This is a genomic window from Rhodococcus sp. MPR-R1B (genome assembly GCF_058793255.1).
Window position 1 is genome coordinate 188308 of record NZ_JBXAFO010000007.1, and the last position, 15748, is coordinate 204055.

A 15748-nucleotide genomic window follows, 5' to 3' on the forward strand; every position below is an offset into this window, starting at 1 on the left:
TGCTCCTCCATCGCGTCGTGACAGAACTTCAGTCGCCCGTGGTCATCTCCCCGAACGACACGCCCCGGGAATTCAGGTACGCGAGCGGATCGGTCTTCTGTCCGTCAGGTTGCCACACCTCGTGGTGCAGGTGTGGTCCTGTCGATTGTCCACGATTGCCCACGGTCGCGATCAGCTCACCCGCCCGCACCTTCTGACCCGCAACCACGAGCGCCTCGTTGATGTGTCCGTAGACGCCGACGGTCCCGTCGTCCTGCTGGATGCGGACCCAGAGCCCGAATCCCGCGGCGGGACCGGATTCGAGCACAACACCGTCGGTCGCCGACACGATGGGCGTTCCGATCGCGTTCGCGATGTCGAGACCGTAGTGGGTGGTTCCCCACCGTGGACCGAAGTTGGACGTCATCGTCCCGCTGACGGGGGCCATCACCTGTGGCTTTTCGGCCTCGAACGCCAGCGCCGCTCGCTCGGATTCGAGTTGTCGCGTCTTGCCGAGTTGTTCGGCTATTCCGGCAAGATCCGTCGACCGGACAAGGTCGAGGATCTCCGGCGCCGACACCGCAGATACATCCTCGACTACGACCGACGGCGGCGACGCGTGCCCGATGGAAGTGCCGGACGCGAGGATTGCACCCGTCGCCACGGAAACCGCGGCCATGCGCCCGCCGGGTCTGATCGGCTCGGATTTTCGATGTCTTCCCACTTCTCGGTCCTCGCGTCGATGACAAATGAAGGTCTACGCCGCCACCTTACAACTATGTTGCATAGTTTTTAAGACATGCACTATTGCGCATATATGCATATGTGTCTAGGCTGGCGTCGACGAAAGGACCTTCGATGTCACACGGACACGGGCACGGAATCTCCCCCGCCGAGGCTGCGACCAGCAACAGCGGCAAGCATGTCAACAAACTGTGGATCGCCGCCGGCCTCGGGTTGGTGACCTTCATGCTGCAGGTGACGGTCGGCCTCTTCACCTCGTCACTGGCCCTGCTCTCGGACTCGGCGCACGTGTTCACAGACATCTTCGGCATCTTCATGGCGCTCGCCGCGATCCTCGTCGCACAGCGTGCCGCCCGGCGCCCCGACCGTACTTTCGGCATGTACCGCACGGAAGTGTTTGCGGCACTGGCCAATGCGATCCTGCTCTTCGCAGTCGCCGGGTGGGTGCTTTACGAGGCCGCCAGCCGCTTCACGGATCCGCCCGAGGTTCCCGGCCTTCCCGTCGCGACAGTCGCCGTCGTCGGTCTGGCGATGAACGTCATCGCCTTCCTCATGCTGCGCAGCGGCGCGAAGGAAAGCATCAACATCCGCGGCGCCTACCTCGAAGTCATGGCGGACATGGTCGGGTCCATCGGCGTCCTGGTCAGCGGCTTGGTCACGCTCGCGTTCGGTTGGCGCTACGCCGACCCCGTCATCGGCGTCGCGATCGGCCTCTTCGTCTTGCCACGTGCCTTCAACCTGGGCCGCCACGCCGTTCGCATCCTCCTCCAGCAGGCTCCCGACCGCATCGACGTCACCTCGATCATCGAGAAGATCAACGCTCTGCCGGGAGTCGTCGACGCACACGATCTGCACGTCTGGACACTCACCTCGGGGATGGAAGTTGCTTCCGTTCACGTCACCGCGGTCAGTGACGCCGATCCCACAACGGTGCTCGCAGCAACCCGAACCTTGCTTGCCGAGGTATTCGAACTGGGGCACGCCACCGTACAGGTGGAACTGCAGGGAAGCGACGGTAAATGCGCGGAACTCGCCTGGTGAAATGGACATTCCTAAATGAAACATTCGAATTCACCGGGCTCGATAACCTCACCGAATTCGAAGAAAAATTAGGTCTTCTTTAGTTTGGGAACGCTTACCACAATAAGGTCATACTGGGATGACATGGCCTCTGACCTGCACTATCTTGGAATTCATGACTTCTGGGGAGACTCACATGACCAAATTCCACGCACTACTCCGAGACCAGATTCGCAACGAGTTCAACGCTTCGCATCAGTACATCGCGACAGCGGTTTACTTCGACAATGCGGATCTGCCACAGCTGGCAAAGCACTTCTACAAGCAGGCTGTGGAAGAGCGTAACCACGCCATGATGATCGTTCAGTATTTCCTCGATCGCGACATCAATGTCGAACTCACCGGCGTCGACGCCGCGAAGGCCGACTTCAAGGATGCCCGCGAGCCCATCGCTCTCGCGCTGACGCAGGAGAAGACGGTCACCGAGCAAATCGTCCAGCTCGCGAGCACTGCCCGCGAAGAAGGCGACTACCTCGGCGAGCAGTTCATGCAGTGGTTCCTCAAGGAGCAGGTCGAGGAAGTTGCAAGCATGACAACACTTCTCACCATCGCGGACCGCGCAGGCGCCAACCTGTTCGACCTCGAAGACTTCGTGTCCCGCGAGATGAGCACCGTCGGTGACACCACCGGTGCACCGAGCGCAGCCGGCGGAACCATCTAGCCTGCAGCACTCACGGATTTTGCCCTCGAGCCGAACGGTTCGCTTCCTGCCAGCAGGATCGAACTGATCAGCTCGGGGGCATCTGTCATCGGTACGTGCCCAAGGCCGGGCAGAACCATCAACTTTGCCTGCGGGAACGGCTTTTTCACGCGCTGCGCCTGATACACGGGCAGGATGAGATCGCGTCGACCCCACGCAACCGTCACCGGCACAGTGGGATCCACGATGGGCGGCAGCACGAAGTCCATCTCTAGACCGAGATCGACGAGTTCGTTCGACACGAGCGAACGGCAGTCGGCCAACGCCGCTGCATAACCGACATGACTCGGATGAGCGAAGAACGCGGCGAGCGCCGGATAGCGAATCAGCTTGTACCGCAATGCGCGTGGCAATCCGTCACCCATGAGCTTGGCTGTGCCGCGCAGTGCACGGAACGTGTTGATCGCTCGCACCTGATCGAGGTGATTGACAAAGAACCCGGCCGGCGAAAGAGCTGTCGCCGACGCGACATCTCCGCGCGCTGCCAGCGAGAGGGCAATCCAGCCGCCGAGGGAGTTTCCCGCGACGTGGGCACGCTCCCCCGCCGGCGTCACTTCCTTGACGAACTCACTGACATCGTCGATCAGCTGTCCCATGACGTCCGGACCGAGTTCGGGCAGCAGCGACTCTCCGTGACCCGGCAGGTCGACGGTGACGACGCGGCGGTACGGCGTCAGCTGGTCCAAAAGCGAATCCCACGCCTGCCGTCGATGGACGATGCCATGGACGAGCACAAGCGTGGGACCACTACCGGAGATGTCATGCGACAAGGTCATGTCACCAACATTAACCGTAACTTCGCGTAACGCCTATAGTTCGGGCGAAAAAATCAGCGCAGCGTGACCTGACGACCACGAAGTCCGTCGCGCGAGCGAAGCTCGGCCGAGGTCAGCGGAGCATCGACGGCCAGAGCCTCGGCAAGACGCTCACCGAGCTCGACGGTTGCCGCTACCCACTCGTTTGCATGCTTTTCGCGGTCGAGGTCGAAGACGGGAACCAACAGGCCGTGGGTGCGGAACGAGCCTGCGTAGCGCGAGCCCTCACCCAGATGCAGTCCACCGGTCGCGTGCACGCGCGCCAGCGCGAGCATCAGGTCGTCTTCGCTCTCGGGACGAACCCAACGCAGGTGCGCCTTCTCGCCGGCGTCGACCCACCACGCGGCAACGAGGCCGTCGCCTTCGAGGCGTGCAGAGGGCATGATCGCCGAGTTGGCGTGCTGCACGGTGGCGGCAACCTCGGGATCGGTTTCGACGCCCTCGGGGATCCACCAGTTGAAGTTCTGGTGCACGGTGATGTCGAGCAGCGTCGAGGGATCGACGACAGCGGTGACTGCGGGGGTCTCGGAATCGGGGTTCGCGGCAGAAAGCGCGTCGCCGGGGGCCGCGTCCTTGATCCAGTTCACCGAAGCGGCGAGGTCTGCGCCGAGGTCGGCCGAGTGCGCCTGAACCTGGACACCGACAAATCCTGTGGCCGTCTCGCCCTCGTCGCGGACGAGTGCGGCAACAGCGCCGGGGAGGACCGTCGCCAACGTGACGGGACGGTCGGAGCCGATGACCGGCAACGGAGCCGTGGCGGACGGAACGAATTCACGCAGCGCGACCAGATCGCACTCGGCGGCAAGGCCCTCGAACGGGCGGCTGACTACGCCGGCAGCGGCTTCACGCTCTGCTTGGCGTGCCGCCAGCTTCTCTGCGCGTGCGCTGCCCTGCTTCGGTCCACTGTTTCTTTTGCTCTTCTTGGCCACGAGGGCAAAATCTACACGCTGCCCAGCCATTGCTTCGTGCGCCCGGGATGGTTGGTGGCAACCCAACTGACCCCGAGCTCACGACACAGGTCCACATCCGCCTTGTCGTCGACGGTCCAGCAGTACGTCGCGCGACCCGCAGCAGCGGCCCGATCGACCAGATCGGGATGTTCGCGCAGAGCCTTGATCGACGGCCCGATCGCAGTAGCGCCCACAGCCGTCGACGCACCGCCGCCGAGGTACCGCGACGCGTCACCGAGCAGGACCGTCGGCAGCAGCGGCGCCGAACGACGCACTCGCCAGACCGCACTCGCCGAGAAAGACATGACGACAGCGCGCGAGTGATCGGCCGACGGCGGTGACGCGATCCCGAAGCGGTGCAGTTCCGCCAGGAGTTTGGCTTCGACCAATCCGCCGAACCTCACGGGGTGCTTGGTCTCGATGAACAGCTTCACCGGGCGCGCAAAATCCAGAGCGAGGGTGATGAGATCGGAGAGAGTCAGCAGTTCGGCCGGTTCGCTCGTCGACCCGTAGTCCAGAGCGGTCAGCGAATCGAGCGTCATCTCGCTGACGATCCCCGTCCCGCTGGAGGTGCGGTCGACCTTGCGGTCGTGAACGCAGACCAGGTGTCCGTCGCGGGTGAGCCGGACGTCGCATTCGAGCCCGTCGGCACCCTCCTCGAGGGCCAGTTCGTAGGCGGCGAGGGTGTGCTCCGGCCGCGCAGCCGACGCACCTCGGTGCGCAACGACGAGTGGACCTCGACGATCTGGGCTCACAGGGCAGCGGTCTCCTTCTCTTCCAGCACCGTCTTCTCTTCCAGCACCGTCTTCTCTTCCAGCACCGTCTTCTCTTCCAGCACCGAGCGCGGCACTGGCACCCACCGGGTTTCCGATTCCGGTTCACCGCGCCAGCTCTTGCGCTCGATCCGGCGGATCACGACGAGTGTCAACGCCGCGGTGACGGCAGCGATCAGTGCGATGAAAGCGTTCAGCAGAACCCCGTCGGCCATTGCCTGAATCCCCGGGCGTGATCGCCAGTACGCGTTGACCACCAGCAGCAGAGCGCTGAATGCCCAGAAGCCCCACCAGATCTTGACCAGCAGGGTTCCGCGCGGATCGCGGCGGACCAACTCGAAGAGATAAACGGCCGGCATCACCAGGTTGAGGATCGGCACAGCGCAGCCGACGACAACTTCCGACGCTGTGCGTGGATCGGATTCCCGGGCACCTGCGAAGTGTTCACGACGCCGACGAAGCAGCCAGCACACAGCGGCGATTGCCGCGAAGACCGAGATCAGCAGTCCACCCAACTGAGTGAAGTACACGGCGGCGTCGGAGACCGTGAGCAGCGGCTGCGGGATCAGCCTGGTGCGGTTGCGGACCAGGATCGCGTATCTGCCCAGTTCGGCGAACACCGCCAGTCCGTAGAGGATCGTTGCGAGCGTCAGCAACGGCCCGACTCGGTCGGCCATCCGGTCCGCTCGCGAGGGCGGCACCGGTGAGGTGTCGACGACGTCCTGGAGTCCCCACTGCGGGACAGCGTCGTAGCGCGGAGTGGAGAAGCTACGACGCACTGGTGCGTCCCCCACGCCGCGGGGGTCGGACGGGGAGCGCGCGATCCAGCGGAAGCCACGGCGGTTGGGCGGTTGGTAGATCTCGGTGCGGGTGGGGATCAGCAGGACGCCGCTGCAGCGCGGGCACCACTGCGTCGGGCCGCCGACGACAGGCCAGCGTGCGGCGCACCGGGCGCAGACCTGAACGACACTCACAACTTCGATTCTGTCACGCCGTATCGGTAACGGCAGCAAATGGATTCACTCCCGATTTGTGATCGAACCTCCACCGCGTTCACCTGCATTGTTCGAATAATGTGACCTCCGCCACTTAAAAACTCGAGTTATCCACAGTTTCCACAGGTTCATCCACAGTTCTGGATGAATGAATCGGGCTTTATCCACAGGTCACGGGCAAGACCCTGAGAATTTGCTGACAGGTGTTAGCGAACGATGCACAGGCTCGAGGATGAATTTGACACCGCAGGTCAGTGAACTTTCGGGCGTCGACGTCATTTATCCCGGCAAAGTTCACAATCCATTCAGAAAATGCTCCCGAAAAGACAGAAAAGACCGGTATCCCCTTTTTATGAGAAGTCGGTTTTTGACACACCTGGAAGCATGACCGTCGATGACTTCTCCACAGCCCGAGCCAACTCTGACGTTCACCCCGAGACGGGTCACGCAGCTCGCGTTCGTGTTGATCGGATGTCAGCTCGTCATTCGCATCTGGGTTGCCGCGAGCAATTACTTCTACTGGGACGACCTCATCCTGATGGGCCGCGGAGGACGCTTCCCACTCTTCTCGAGCGAACTCCTGCTCTACGACCACGACGGTCACTTCATGCCCGCGGCCTTCTTCTTCACCGGGTTGATCGCCCGTATCGCGCCGTACAACTGGGCGCTGTCGGCAACGCTGCTCGTCATCGGTCAGGCCGCCGCGTCGTTGGCGCTTCTGCGCACTCTTCGGTTGGTCCTCGGCCGGCGACCGGCACTGTTGATTCCGCTGCTCCTGTATCTGTTCGTCCCGCTGACACTTCCGGCGTTCTCGTGGTGGGCAGCCGCGCTCAATGCATTGCCGCTCCAGATCGCGCTGGCCTGGGCATGCGGCGACGCGATCAAGCTGTACCGCACCGGGCAGGTGCGCTACGTGTTCTCGGGCACCGCGGTTTTTGTCATCTCCTTGCTGTTCTTCGAGAAAGCAGTGCTCGTTCCGTTCGTGGCACTCGCTTTTCTGGTGCTGTACTTGCGCACACAAGGTGAAGGAACGCCGATACGAAGTGCGATCACGAAGTGCCGACTCCTGTGGACGGCCTGCGCCGCCGTGCTCGCGATCTGGATTCCGGTGTATCTGACAACTGTCGAATCTCCGATCACCGGATACGGCCGTTCGATGTCCACCGAACTGCTGCATCACGGAACGTCTTTGGGGATGCTTCCCACTCTTCTCGGCGGCCCCTGGCGCTGGGAGCGGTGGATCCCCAGCCCCGCCTGGGCCGATCCGCCGACGCTCTTGGTGGTCGCATCCTGGGCCGCGCTGCTGACGACGGCCGTGATGACAGTGCGTGCCCGACGCGGCGCTGCCTGGATCTGGGCTGCCGCGGCGCTGTACTTCCTGGCCTCCGTGGTGGCGATGACCGCTACCCGATCCGACACCGACACCACTTACGAGTTGGCGCAGACCTTGCGTTACTTCACGGATTCGGCGACGGTGTTCGCCCTCGCCGCCGCTCTTATTCTCGCTGCGCCTCGGCGACGTCCGGCCCGTTTGCCCGTCGCAGTCGCCGCCGGCCTGTCAGTGCTCTTCGTGATCAGTTCGCTCGTCTCGACCGTCACGTTCGTCGACATCTGGCGCGAGAACCCGACCCGCGACTACCTCGCGAACGCGCGAATGTCGTTGTCACAGAATCAGGATGCTCCACTGCTCGAGCAACCCGTCGCGATCGAAGTGCTCCTTCCCGTCGCCTTTCCGAACAATTTGGCAAGCAACGTTCTCGCGCCGCTGCCTGATCGCCCCGAATTCTCTTCCAGCACTCCGATTCTGCGCGCCATCGACGACAGCGGTCAGATCGTCGATGCCGAAGTGACCTGGACGAGAAGGATTCCCGAAGGAACGGCGCCGAACTGCGGCACCCGTGCCGAAGGCCCGACCGAGCTCCCCCTCGACGGCCCCCTGGCCGGCTGGGAATGGACGGTTCAGCTCAATTACCTCGCCAGCGCCGACGGAACGATCGATGTTGCGTTGGAGTCCGGCGACGCAGTATCCGTACCCGTCACCCAAGGTTTGCACTCGGTGTTCGTGCGCCTGGTCGGCCACGGAAACAGCGTGAAGATCACGCCGACAGCGCCGGGACCGACCCTGTGTTTCGGCGCCGGACAAGTCGGTGCCGTCGTCCCGACCAAGTGAAATAGTGGCAGAGTAGAACTCATGGAGCTGCGTATATTCACCGAACCCCAGCAGGGCGCTACCTACGAACAACTACTGACTGTTGCCCAGACCGCCGAAAAACTCGGCTACGGCGCATTTTTCCGCTCGGACCACTATCTCGCCATGAATTCCGACGGCCTTCCCGGGCCCACCGACGCGTGGATCACGCTCGCCGGAATCGCCCGCGAAACATCCACCATCCGCCTCGGCACTCTGGTGACGTCGGCTACGTTCCGTCACGCCGGACCGCTGGCCATCTCGGTCGCACAGGTCGATCAGATGAGTGGTGGCCGCGTAGACCTCGGCATCGGTGCCGGCTGGTACGAGGAAGAGCACCAGGCGTACGGCATCCCGTTCCCGGCGCTCAAGGATCGCTTCGAACTGCTCGAGGAAACTCTCGACGTCGTGACCGGTCTGTGGCGTACGACGGTCGGCGACACGTTCGACTACGACGGTAAGCACGTGCAGATCAAGAACTCTCCCGCGCTTCCCAAACCGCACCAGGTCGACGGTCCGCCGATCCTGATCGGTGGCACAGGCAAGAAGAAGACTCCAGCGCTCGCCGCTCGGTTCGCAAACGAGTTCAACATCCCGTTCAAGTCCCTCGAGGAAACGAAGGACATCTTTGCGCGGGTTCGTCAGGCTTGCGTCGAGCACGAGCGCGATCCGAACGAATTGGTGTACTCCAACGCTCTCGTCCTGTGCTGCGGCCGCGACGAGGCGGAGATCAAGAAGCGCGCCGAGGCTATCGGACGCGACGTCGACGAGCTACGTGAGAACGGTCTGGCCGGAACACCTTCGGAGCTGGTCGACAAGATCGGCACTTTCGCCGACGCCGGTTCACAGCGCGTGTATCTGCAGACTCTCGATCTCGCCGATCTGGATCATCTCGAACTCGTCGCAAGCGAGGTCATGCCCCAACTGCAGTAAGGAATGGGCCGGGATCTACAGCGCGTTCGCGTCGAGGAACGCGCGTAGGTCTCGGTCCCACTGGGCCGAGCGGGAACGGTCGAGAAAGACGCGCACCAGCATGAAAGCGATGACCAGCAGCGACATCACGCTGAACCAGGTGAAAACCCCGGTCACCACGGCTGCGACGTCGGCAGCACTCTGAGTGATCGGAGCTACGGTCTTGTCGCCCTGATCATTGACGTAGATGGGGACCTCGGTGCCGGCGGGCGTCGCCGAGTCGACAGTGACATCACCCGTGTGAACCTGGCCGTTCCAGTTCCACTGCGCGCTGGCCATTTCGGTGGTCGGCGCAATGTAATCGGCTGTCGAGGCGGTGGTCTGCGTCGAATCTGCTGTCGTCGTCGCCGAAATACTGTGTAATTCGGCGGATTGTTTGGCGATCAGTGCGTTCTGGCTCGAAGCAGTCGCAGCCCCTGCCCATACCGCGAGAGGCAGCAGAAGAATCGCGAAAATGATCAGACCGAAGGACATGAACCCTTCGATCCGATCACTGCGGCGAACCATCGGATCGTGGCCTACATGAATTGTGCGTCGGAGCAGCGACGCAGTTCCTCGCGTACTACCTGACATTGTGAGCTCAGTTCTCTCGACGACACACTCTTACATCGAGATTCCCTTTGTTTCGATCTAGTTGCAAGTGTTAACGAGCTGAATCACATGTGTCCTCCAACACCTGTCCAGTTATTCGCTCGGCGGAAGGATGTCCGTCTGCGCCGGAACCTGATCCTGACGGAGCAATCCGACCGGGCAACTGACGCCCGTGGCATGCACCGGGCAGTAACCGCCGGGATTCTTCGCCAGATACTGCTGGTGGTAATCCTCCGCGTAGAAGAAGTCGCGCAGCGGACCGATTTCGGTGGTGATCGCTCCATATCCGGCTTCGGCAAGCCGTTCACCGAAAGCGACGGCCGACGCATGAGCGATTTCTTCCTGCTCCGCGGACGTCGTGAAGATCGCCGAACGGTACTGCGAGCCCTGGTCGTTACCCTGACGCATCCCCTGCGTCGGATCGTGGTTCTCCCAGAAGTGCGCCAGGATCTGCTCGTAAGAGATCACTGCGGGATCGAAGACCACCAGCACGACTTCGGTGTGACCCGTACGTCCGGAGCACGTCTCTTCGTACGTCGGGTTGGGCGTGAAGCCGCCCGCATAACCCGCAGCGGTCGTGTACACGCCGGGAAGCTGCCAGAACTCCTTCTCGGCGCCCCAGAAACAACCCATCCCTACGACGACGGTCTGCAGTTCGGCCGGAAACGGCGGCGTCAACGGATGCCCGTTGACGTAGTGCGCGGTCGGAACCGGCATTTTCTGCTCTCGGCCCGGGAGTGCGTCCTCAGGCGCGATCAGCGTGGATTTTGCGGACGCTCGTCCCAGAATGTCGTCGTACCAGCTCATGCTTCGATGCTACGCGCGAGCGACTGTTTCGCCACGCCGTGATCGCGCGGGCGCCGGGCAACTCCACCCACCGGTAGCCGATTTCTGCTACCGCGGCCGTGGCCAGAAGGAAGAGTGCAAACGCCAGCGTCGGTCCGACGTACAAAACAGTGTTCTCGACGACGCGGTACAGGATCAGGGTGTGCACGAGATAGATGACGTAACTACGCGTCGAGAGCCACTTCACGACCGGCCAGCGCGTCGGGACGCCGTCGTAGCGGCCGATGAGAACTACCGCTGCAGCGACTACCGAAATGGTCCACAGATAGTGCTCACCGGCCCAGTAGACGCGGAACTGGGTCGCCACGATGATGACGTGCATCTGGACGAGGACGGCCGCGATCAGCCAGCGGCCGGGAGCGAGCTTCGCCCACGCGAGGTACATGATCTGGCCGAGGAAGACGGCCGGCAGCGTCGCGGCGATCTTGGACAGCATCGGCACGGTGTACGGCAGCGGCGCGTAGACGTTGTAGAGCAGCACCAGCGAGCACAGCGCACCACCGGCGAGCGGCATGACGATCGGTCGCAGCCGCAGTATCGGGCGAGCCGCTACACATGCGAGATAAAAGAGGAATTGAACGGTGAGTGTCCAGGTCACTCCCAGAACTGCTACCTCGGGCTTGAGAAAGAATCCGCCGAGAAAAAAGCTCATCAACGCTTCGGTATCGGAAATACCTTCCTGACCGCTGAACATTCCGTTGATTCCGAGGCGGACCAGAAGAATGGCAATCGCGGTCGCCACCCAGAATGCGGGCAGCAGTCGACTGAATCGGTTGGTCAAGAACTTTCCGGGGCCGTCGCGAATCGCGGATCGCGTCACCAGAGCACCGGTAAGCATCATGAATACTGCGACGCCGACAAAAGAGAGGTGCTGGTTGAGTTCGGCAGGCTCGATCAAAACGCCGTAGACGACGTCGATCACCCACCAACCCGAGCCGAGATCGTCGATGACGTAGAAAGAGATGTGGGAGTAGATCACGGCGGCAACCGCCAGGGCTCGCAGCAGGTCAGCGCCCGGAAGATTCACCCGAGGCGCGGCCGCCTCTGGTGATTCCGGGAGGAAAACTGGTGCGGGCATCGCGCAAGTTTAAGGTTCCGTTCACCTTTACGACGAATTTGCGCATATTAGCTTACCCTTAGATCGGGGCAAGTTCGGTTTCCCAAACTTTATTCTTTGGTGATTACTACCTGAGCCGGACTGTTGCGGACGGTGTACGAATGTTATTGGGTGGAAACCCGAAGAATGATTTGCACATACGCGAGTGACGTCACGCCGTGACCGGTGATCGACGCACTCTAAAGCACCAGGGCTCACCAGCCCGCAAAGAAGGGACCCTCGTGTCTGTTTACACGCTGCCGGAACTCCCCTACGACTACGCAGCCCTCGAGCCGCACATCTCGGGCAAGATCATGGAGCTGCATCACGACAAGCACCACGCGGCTTACGTTGCCGGTGCCAACGCTGCACTCGAGAAGCTGGCCGAGGCTCGTGAGAACGACACCATCGCAGCGCAGGCCAACCTGCTCGAGAAGAACCTGGCGTTCCACCTCGGTGGCCACACCAACCACACCGTTTTCTGGAACAACCTCAGCGCTGACGGTGGCGACAAGCCCGAAGGTGAACTCGCCGCAGCGATCGACGACAACTTCGGTTCGTTCGATCTCTTCCGCGCTCACTTCTCCGCGAACGCCAACGCCATCCAGGGCTCCGGCTGGTCCATCCTCGCGTGGGACTCGATCGGACAGCGTCTGATCATCGTCCAGCTCTACGATCAGCAGGGCAACATCTCCATCGGCCTCACGCCGCTGCTGCTCCTCGACATGTGGGAGCACGCTTTCTACCTCGACTACCAGAACGTCAAGGGCGACTACGTCAAGGCATTCTGGAACATCGTCAACTGGAACGACGTTTCGGCTCGCTTCGACCGTGCACGTACCCAGACCGCAGGTCTGATCGTCTAGTCACGCTCTTCTTGCGAACGGCGGCGCCTCACCAGGGGCGCCGCCGTTCGTGTCAGCAGAGCACCACCGAGCAGGACCGTCGTGGCTCCGAAGACCAATGCCAGTGTGCGAGTTCCGGAGTCACCGCTGCTCGCGGTGGTCTGATTCACGGCCACCGGATCCGACAGCACCGAGGTCAGCTGAACCTGCTGCGGGGTGGTCATCGCGGGAATACCGGATTTTGCGCCGTCGAGGCCCGTGACCAGTGACTTGGCGATTCCTTGCAGCGTCGTGAATCCCTGGGTGATCTGATCGGTCACGTCACCGAGCATCTGCGGCGCCTGATCAGCGATGGGAATGAGGCCGTCGTTCAATTGTCCGGCAGCACTGCTCAGTTGATCGCTCGCGCCTTGCAGCTGCCCGACAGCGGTGCGGACTAGATCACCGAGCTCCGTATCGGGCCCGACCGAGCCACCCAACAGCGCCGGAACGGTGCCCAATTGCGCATTCAGCGCACCGAGATCCGAACTCACACCGGCCAGTTGCGCTGTCACGTCAGGCGGGATCGGAAGGCCGTTCAGCGCAGTCTGCAGCGTGTCGATTCGTGTCTTCAGTTCCGCGGTCGAGGAAGACGCCTCCCCCAGCGTCAGGCCCAGTGAGTCCGCGCGCGTGGCCAGCTCTTCCGCCGACCCCGACGCCTGATCGACAACACCGGACACCTGATCCGCGACGCTCATCAGCTCCAACGCCCCGGACCGTGCGGTCTCGAGGTACGGCAGCAGAGTGCCTGCGCCTGCTTTCACCTGATCGATGGACTTTCCGGCCTCGTTGGTTCCGGCGACCAGAATCTGTGCGGTGGTGAGGTTTTGATCGATCGAGCGTCTGGCGGCCGACGTCTGAGCCAGCAGGCCCTTGATGCCGTCCGCGCCGACCTGCGCCGACACGGCCCGAGTCAACTCGGCCGCCTTCTCCGAATCCGAGCCCCTCACCTCGAGGTCGACGCTCGCCTGCCGTGGATCCATGCCGAACATCGACGCGACGGTTTCGCTGAAGTCCTCCGGCACGGTCAACGTCGCGAAGTAGTTCCCGCCGGGGTTGTCGACCACCTGGAAGTCGAAGTCTTCGTTCTTGCCCAACGTGTCCACCAGCGTGTCGCCGGCCCGAAGTTCCTTGCCGTCGAGCGTGGTTCCCGCGTCGGCGTTCACGATCGCGACGGTGTTCGAGGTGTCGGCACCGCCCGCGAAGATCACGAACCCGATCCCCGCCACCGCAGCCGCGACGATCGCGGCCACACCACCGACTGCCAGCCGTCGACCGAGTCGTGACGGCCGGCGATGGGAGTTTTCTGTGGTGTTCTCGGCGCTCATGGGCGAGACGATAAAGCAACAACTTGTAGAAACACTGAGAGCCCTAGTCTGCGGGCGTGGCCGGCTTCTCAGACTCCTCGGGTTCCTCCTTCGGCATGTCCCGAGGCCCACTGATCAGGATGTCGGCCCAGCGCGTGGCTGGGTCGATGTCGAGCAGGACGGCCTTCACCAACAACGAGAGCGGGATCGCCAGCAGCGCTCCGAGCGCCCCGAGAACCCACGACCAGAAGACAAGTGAGAGGAACGTCATCGTCACCGACAGTCCGACGGCGTCGCCGACGAACTTGGGTTGGATGATGGACTGGATCACGAAGTTGATGACGGAGTAGACGACGATCACCCACAGCATCAGCCACGGCCCGCCCTGCAACAGTCCCAGGAGCGCCGGTGGAATCACGCCGATGACGAACCCGATGTTGGGGATGTAGTTGGTGATGAAGGACAGCAACGCCCACAGGACGGGCAGCTGAATGCCCATGAGCCACAGCGCGCCACCGTCGAGTACCGCCACGATGAGGCCGAAGACCGTCGAGACCACCAGGTATTTGCGAGTTCCGGCGGCAAAGGTGGAGAGCGCGTAGGAGATTTCGGGACGTTGCTCGGACAGCACATGCAACCGCGAGCGGATGCTCATGCCGTCGAAGGCCATGAACAGCAACAACGCGAGAATGAACACCAGATCCGACAGGATGCCGAGCAGGCCCTCCAGCCCGCTTTCGAGTACGCCCACAACCTTCGTGAGATCGACACTGCTGAGCGTGCTTTGGATCTGTTCGGTACTCACTCCGAAGTCGGCCAACTTGTCGCGGCCCTCGTTGAGGAGGTTGGTCATCTCCTCGGAGTACTGCGGCAGGATCGTCGCCAACTGAGCCGTCGACACGATCAACGACGCCGCCAACCCGAGCAGGATCAAGTACACGGTGACCAGTGAGCCGAGCATCCCGACCCACTTGGGCCACCCTCGGCGCTGTGACCAATCCTGAATGGGCTGAACGGCAATCGTCAGCACCAGGGCCAGGAATACCGGTCCGAGGATGCCGCCGAACACCTTCATTCCGCCGACGGCGACCACGGTGGCGGCAATACCGAGCAGGACGATCAAACCGCGCGGGATCGACCAGTTCTCGCTACCGGACAGCGTGGGGATCGGAGTGGGAGCCTCGACGGCCGGCTTTCCCTTCTTAGAGAACACCGGCTTCCTTTGCCCGGCTCCTGATCTGGAATGCTCCCACGATCATGAAGAGGCCGAACAGGATTGCGTACCAACCCAACAACCAGATGAGGCTGATGATGCCTTCGCCGGGCGCGATGAGAAGAATGATGCCGAAGATGACAGCAAGCACCGATGCGGCGAGCAACCATCCCCAACTGGATCCGGGCAGCGCCTTCATCTTGAAGGCGCCGACAATTCCGAAGATTCCGAACATGATGGCGTAGAAGGCAATTATGTACAGCAGCACCAGCGCAGTGATGCCCGGCCAGACCAGCGCGACGATGCCGGCTCCGACCGAGACGACGCCCGTGAACACCCACCAACCCCACGAGCTCAGATGCTCGCGGTCCCGGATGGCGCGAACTATCGTGATCAAACCGTCGGCGATGGAGTAGATACCGAACAGGAAAACCAAGGCCACCACGGTAATTCCCGGCCACACGAGCGCGATGATTCCGAAGATCACGCCGAAGATTCCGCGGATCAGGATCATCCACCAGATCTCTTTGCCGTACTGCACGAACGGATTCTGCGTGACCATCAGTAGCCTCCGAAACAAGCGGGTGTCTCTGACCGATTCAACAGCTCTTCAAA

At 62.2% G+C, this 15748-nt stretch carries 16 protein-coding genes; 5 read left to right on the top strand and 11 right to left on the bottom strand.

Annotated features, from left to right (window positions below; translation table 11 throughout):
* Positions 1–28: 28 nt before the first annotated feature.
* On the bottom strand, positions 29–658 hold the full coding sequence (locus AC1Q61_RS12640) for a M23 family metallopeptidase (protein ID WP_042920591.1): 630 nt from the start codon (positions 656–658) through the stop codon (positions 29–31).
* A 179-nt stretch (positions 659–837) separates the two neighbouring features.
* On the opposite strand from AC1Q61_RS12640, the gene AC1Q61_RS12645 reads away from it, so the two are divergent.
* Positions 838–1764: a cation diffusion facilitator family transporter gene (locus AC1Q61_RS12645; RefSeq protein WP_042920592.1), complete on the top strand. Its 927-nt coding sequence runs from the start codon at positions 838–840 to the stop codon at positions 1762–1764.
* 154 nt (positions 1765–1918) lie between these two features.
* The gene (locus tag AC1Q61_RS12650) at positions 1919–2464 is read left to right on the top strand and encodes a ferritin (protein ID WP_030535839.1); all 546 of its coding nucleotides are present in this window, start codon (positions 1919–1921) and stop codon (positions 2462–2464) included.
* Here AC1Q61_RS12650 and AC1Q61_RS12655 read toward each other — a convergent pair.
* The 4 genes from AC1Q61_RS12655 to AC1Q61_RS12670 are packed head-to-tail and all read right to left on the bottom strand — an operon-like array spanning position 2461 to position 6015.
* Positions 2461–3279 (bottom strand): alpha/beta fold hydrolase, encoded by an 819-nt coding sequence (locus AC1Q61_RS12655; protein ID WP_003944129.1) that lies wholly within the window; start codon positions 3277–3279, stop codon positions 2461–2463. The genes AC1Q61_RS12650 and AC1Q61_RS12655 overlap by 4 nt on opposite strands.
* 53 nt (positions 3280–3332) lie before the next feature.
* Positions 3333–4247 carry a DUF5926 family protein gene (locus AC1Q61_RS12660; RefSeq protein ID WP_042920767.1) on the bottom strand — a complete coding sequence of 305 codons (915 nt, stop codon included), beginning with the start codon at positions 4245–4247 and terminating at the stop codon, positions 3333–3335.
* 11 nt (positions 4248–4258) lie between these two features.
* Positions 4259–5023, bottom strand: coding sequence for a glycerophosphodiester phosphodiesterase (locus AC1Q61_RS12665; RefSeq protein WP_042920594.1), 765 nt, complete (start codon positions 5021–5023; stop codon positions 4259–4261).
* Entirely contained in the window at positions 5020–6015 is a 996-nt protein-coding gene (locus AC1Q61_RS12670) for a DUF4328 domain-containing protein (protein WP_042920596.1), read from the bottom strand. Before AC1Q61_RS12670 ends, AC1Q61_RS12665 begins: the two co-directional genes overlap by 4 nt.
* A 415-nt stretch (positions 6016–6430) precedes the next feature.
* Here AC1Q61_RS12670 and AC1Q61_RS12675 point away from each other — a divergent pair, with 415 nt between their 5' ends.
* Both AC1Q61_RS12675 and AC1Q61_RS12680 read left to right on the top strand, forming a co-directional pair.
* Positions 6431–8206, top strand: a complete 1776-nt coding sequence (locus AC1Q61_RS12675; protein WP_215515566.1) for a hypothetical protein — start codon at positions 6431–6433, stop codon at positions 8204–8206.
* A 21-nt stretch (positions 8207–8227) separates the two neighbouring features.
* Positions 8228–9157 carry an LLM class F420-dependent oxidoreductase gene (locus tag AC1Q61_RS12680; protein WP_003944174.1) on the top strand — a complete coding sequence of 310 codons (930 nt, stop codon included), beginning with the start codon at positions 8228–8230 and terminating at the stop codon, positions 9155–9157.
* A gap of 15 nt (positions 9158–9172) precedes the next feature.
* On the opposite strand, the gene AC1Q61_RS12685 is transcribed toward AC1Q61_RS12680, so the two are convergent.
* The 3 genes from AC1Q61_RS12685 to AC1Q61_RS12695 form a co-directional block, all read right to left on the bottom strand.
* Positions 9173–9769: an Rv1733c family protein gene (locus AC1Q61_RS12685; protein ID WP_223304488.1), complete on the bottom strand. Its 597-nt coding sequence runs from the start codon at positions 9767–9769 to the stop codon at positions 9173–9175.
* 111 nt (positions 9770–9880) lie between these two features.
* The gene (gene msrA, locus AC1Q61_RS12690) at positions 9881–10594 is read right to left on the bottom strand and encodes a peptide-methionine (S)-S-oxide reductase MsrA (protein ID WP_020905733.1); all 714 of its coding nucleotides are present in this window, start codon (positions 10592–10594) and stop codon (positions 9881–9883) included.
* Positions 10533–11711 carry an acyltransferase family protein gene (locus AC1Q61_RS12695; protein WP_047272742.1) on the bottom strand — a complete coding sequence of 393 codons (1179 nt, stop codon included), beginning with the start codon at positions 11709–11711 and terminating at the stop codon, positions 10533–10535. The genes msrA and AC1Q61_RS12695 overlap by 62 nt, the downstream gene beginning before the upstream one ends.
* Positions 11712–11971: 260 nt before the next feature.
* Between AC1Q61_RS12695 and AC1Q61_RS12700 the strand changes: the two genes are divergently transcribed.
* Positions 11972–12595, top strand: coding sequence for a superoxide dismutase (locus AC1Q61_RS12700; protein WP_003944189.1), 624 nt, complete (start codon positions 11972–11974; stop codon positions 12593–12595).
* Here the strand turns inward: AC1Q61_RS12700 and AC1Q61_RS12705 are convergent.
* The 3 genes from AC1Q61_RS12705 to AC1Q61_RS12715 are packed head-to-tail and all read right to left on the bottom strand — an operon-like array spanning position 12592 to position 15695.
* Positions 12592–13941 (bottom strand): YhgE/Pip domain-containing protein, encoded by a 1350-nt coding sequence (locus tag AC1Q61_RS12705; protein WP_042920600.1) that lies wholly within the window; start codon positions 13939–13941, stop codon positions 12592–12594. The genes AC1Q61_RS12700 and AC1Q61_RS12705 overlap by 4 nt on opposite strands.
* A 43-nt stretch (positions 13942–13984) precedes the next feature.
* Complete coding sequence (locus AC1Q61_RS12710; protein WP_042920602.1) at positions 13985–15133, bottom strand: AI-2E family transporter; 1149 nt, start codon at positions 15131–15133, stop codon at positions 13985–13987.
* Complete coding sequence (locus tag AC1Q61_RS12715) at positions 15123–15695, bottom strand: HdeD family acid-resistance protein (protein ID WP_003944155.1); 573 nt, start codon at positions 15693–15695, stop codon at positions 15123–15125. Before AC1Q61_RS12715 ends, AC1Q61_RS12710 begins: the two co-directional genes overlap by 11 nt.
* Positions 15696–15748: the final 53 nt, after the last annotated feature.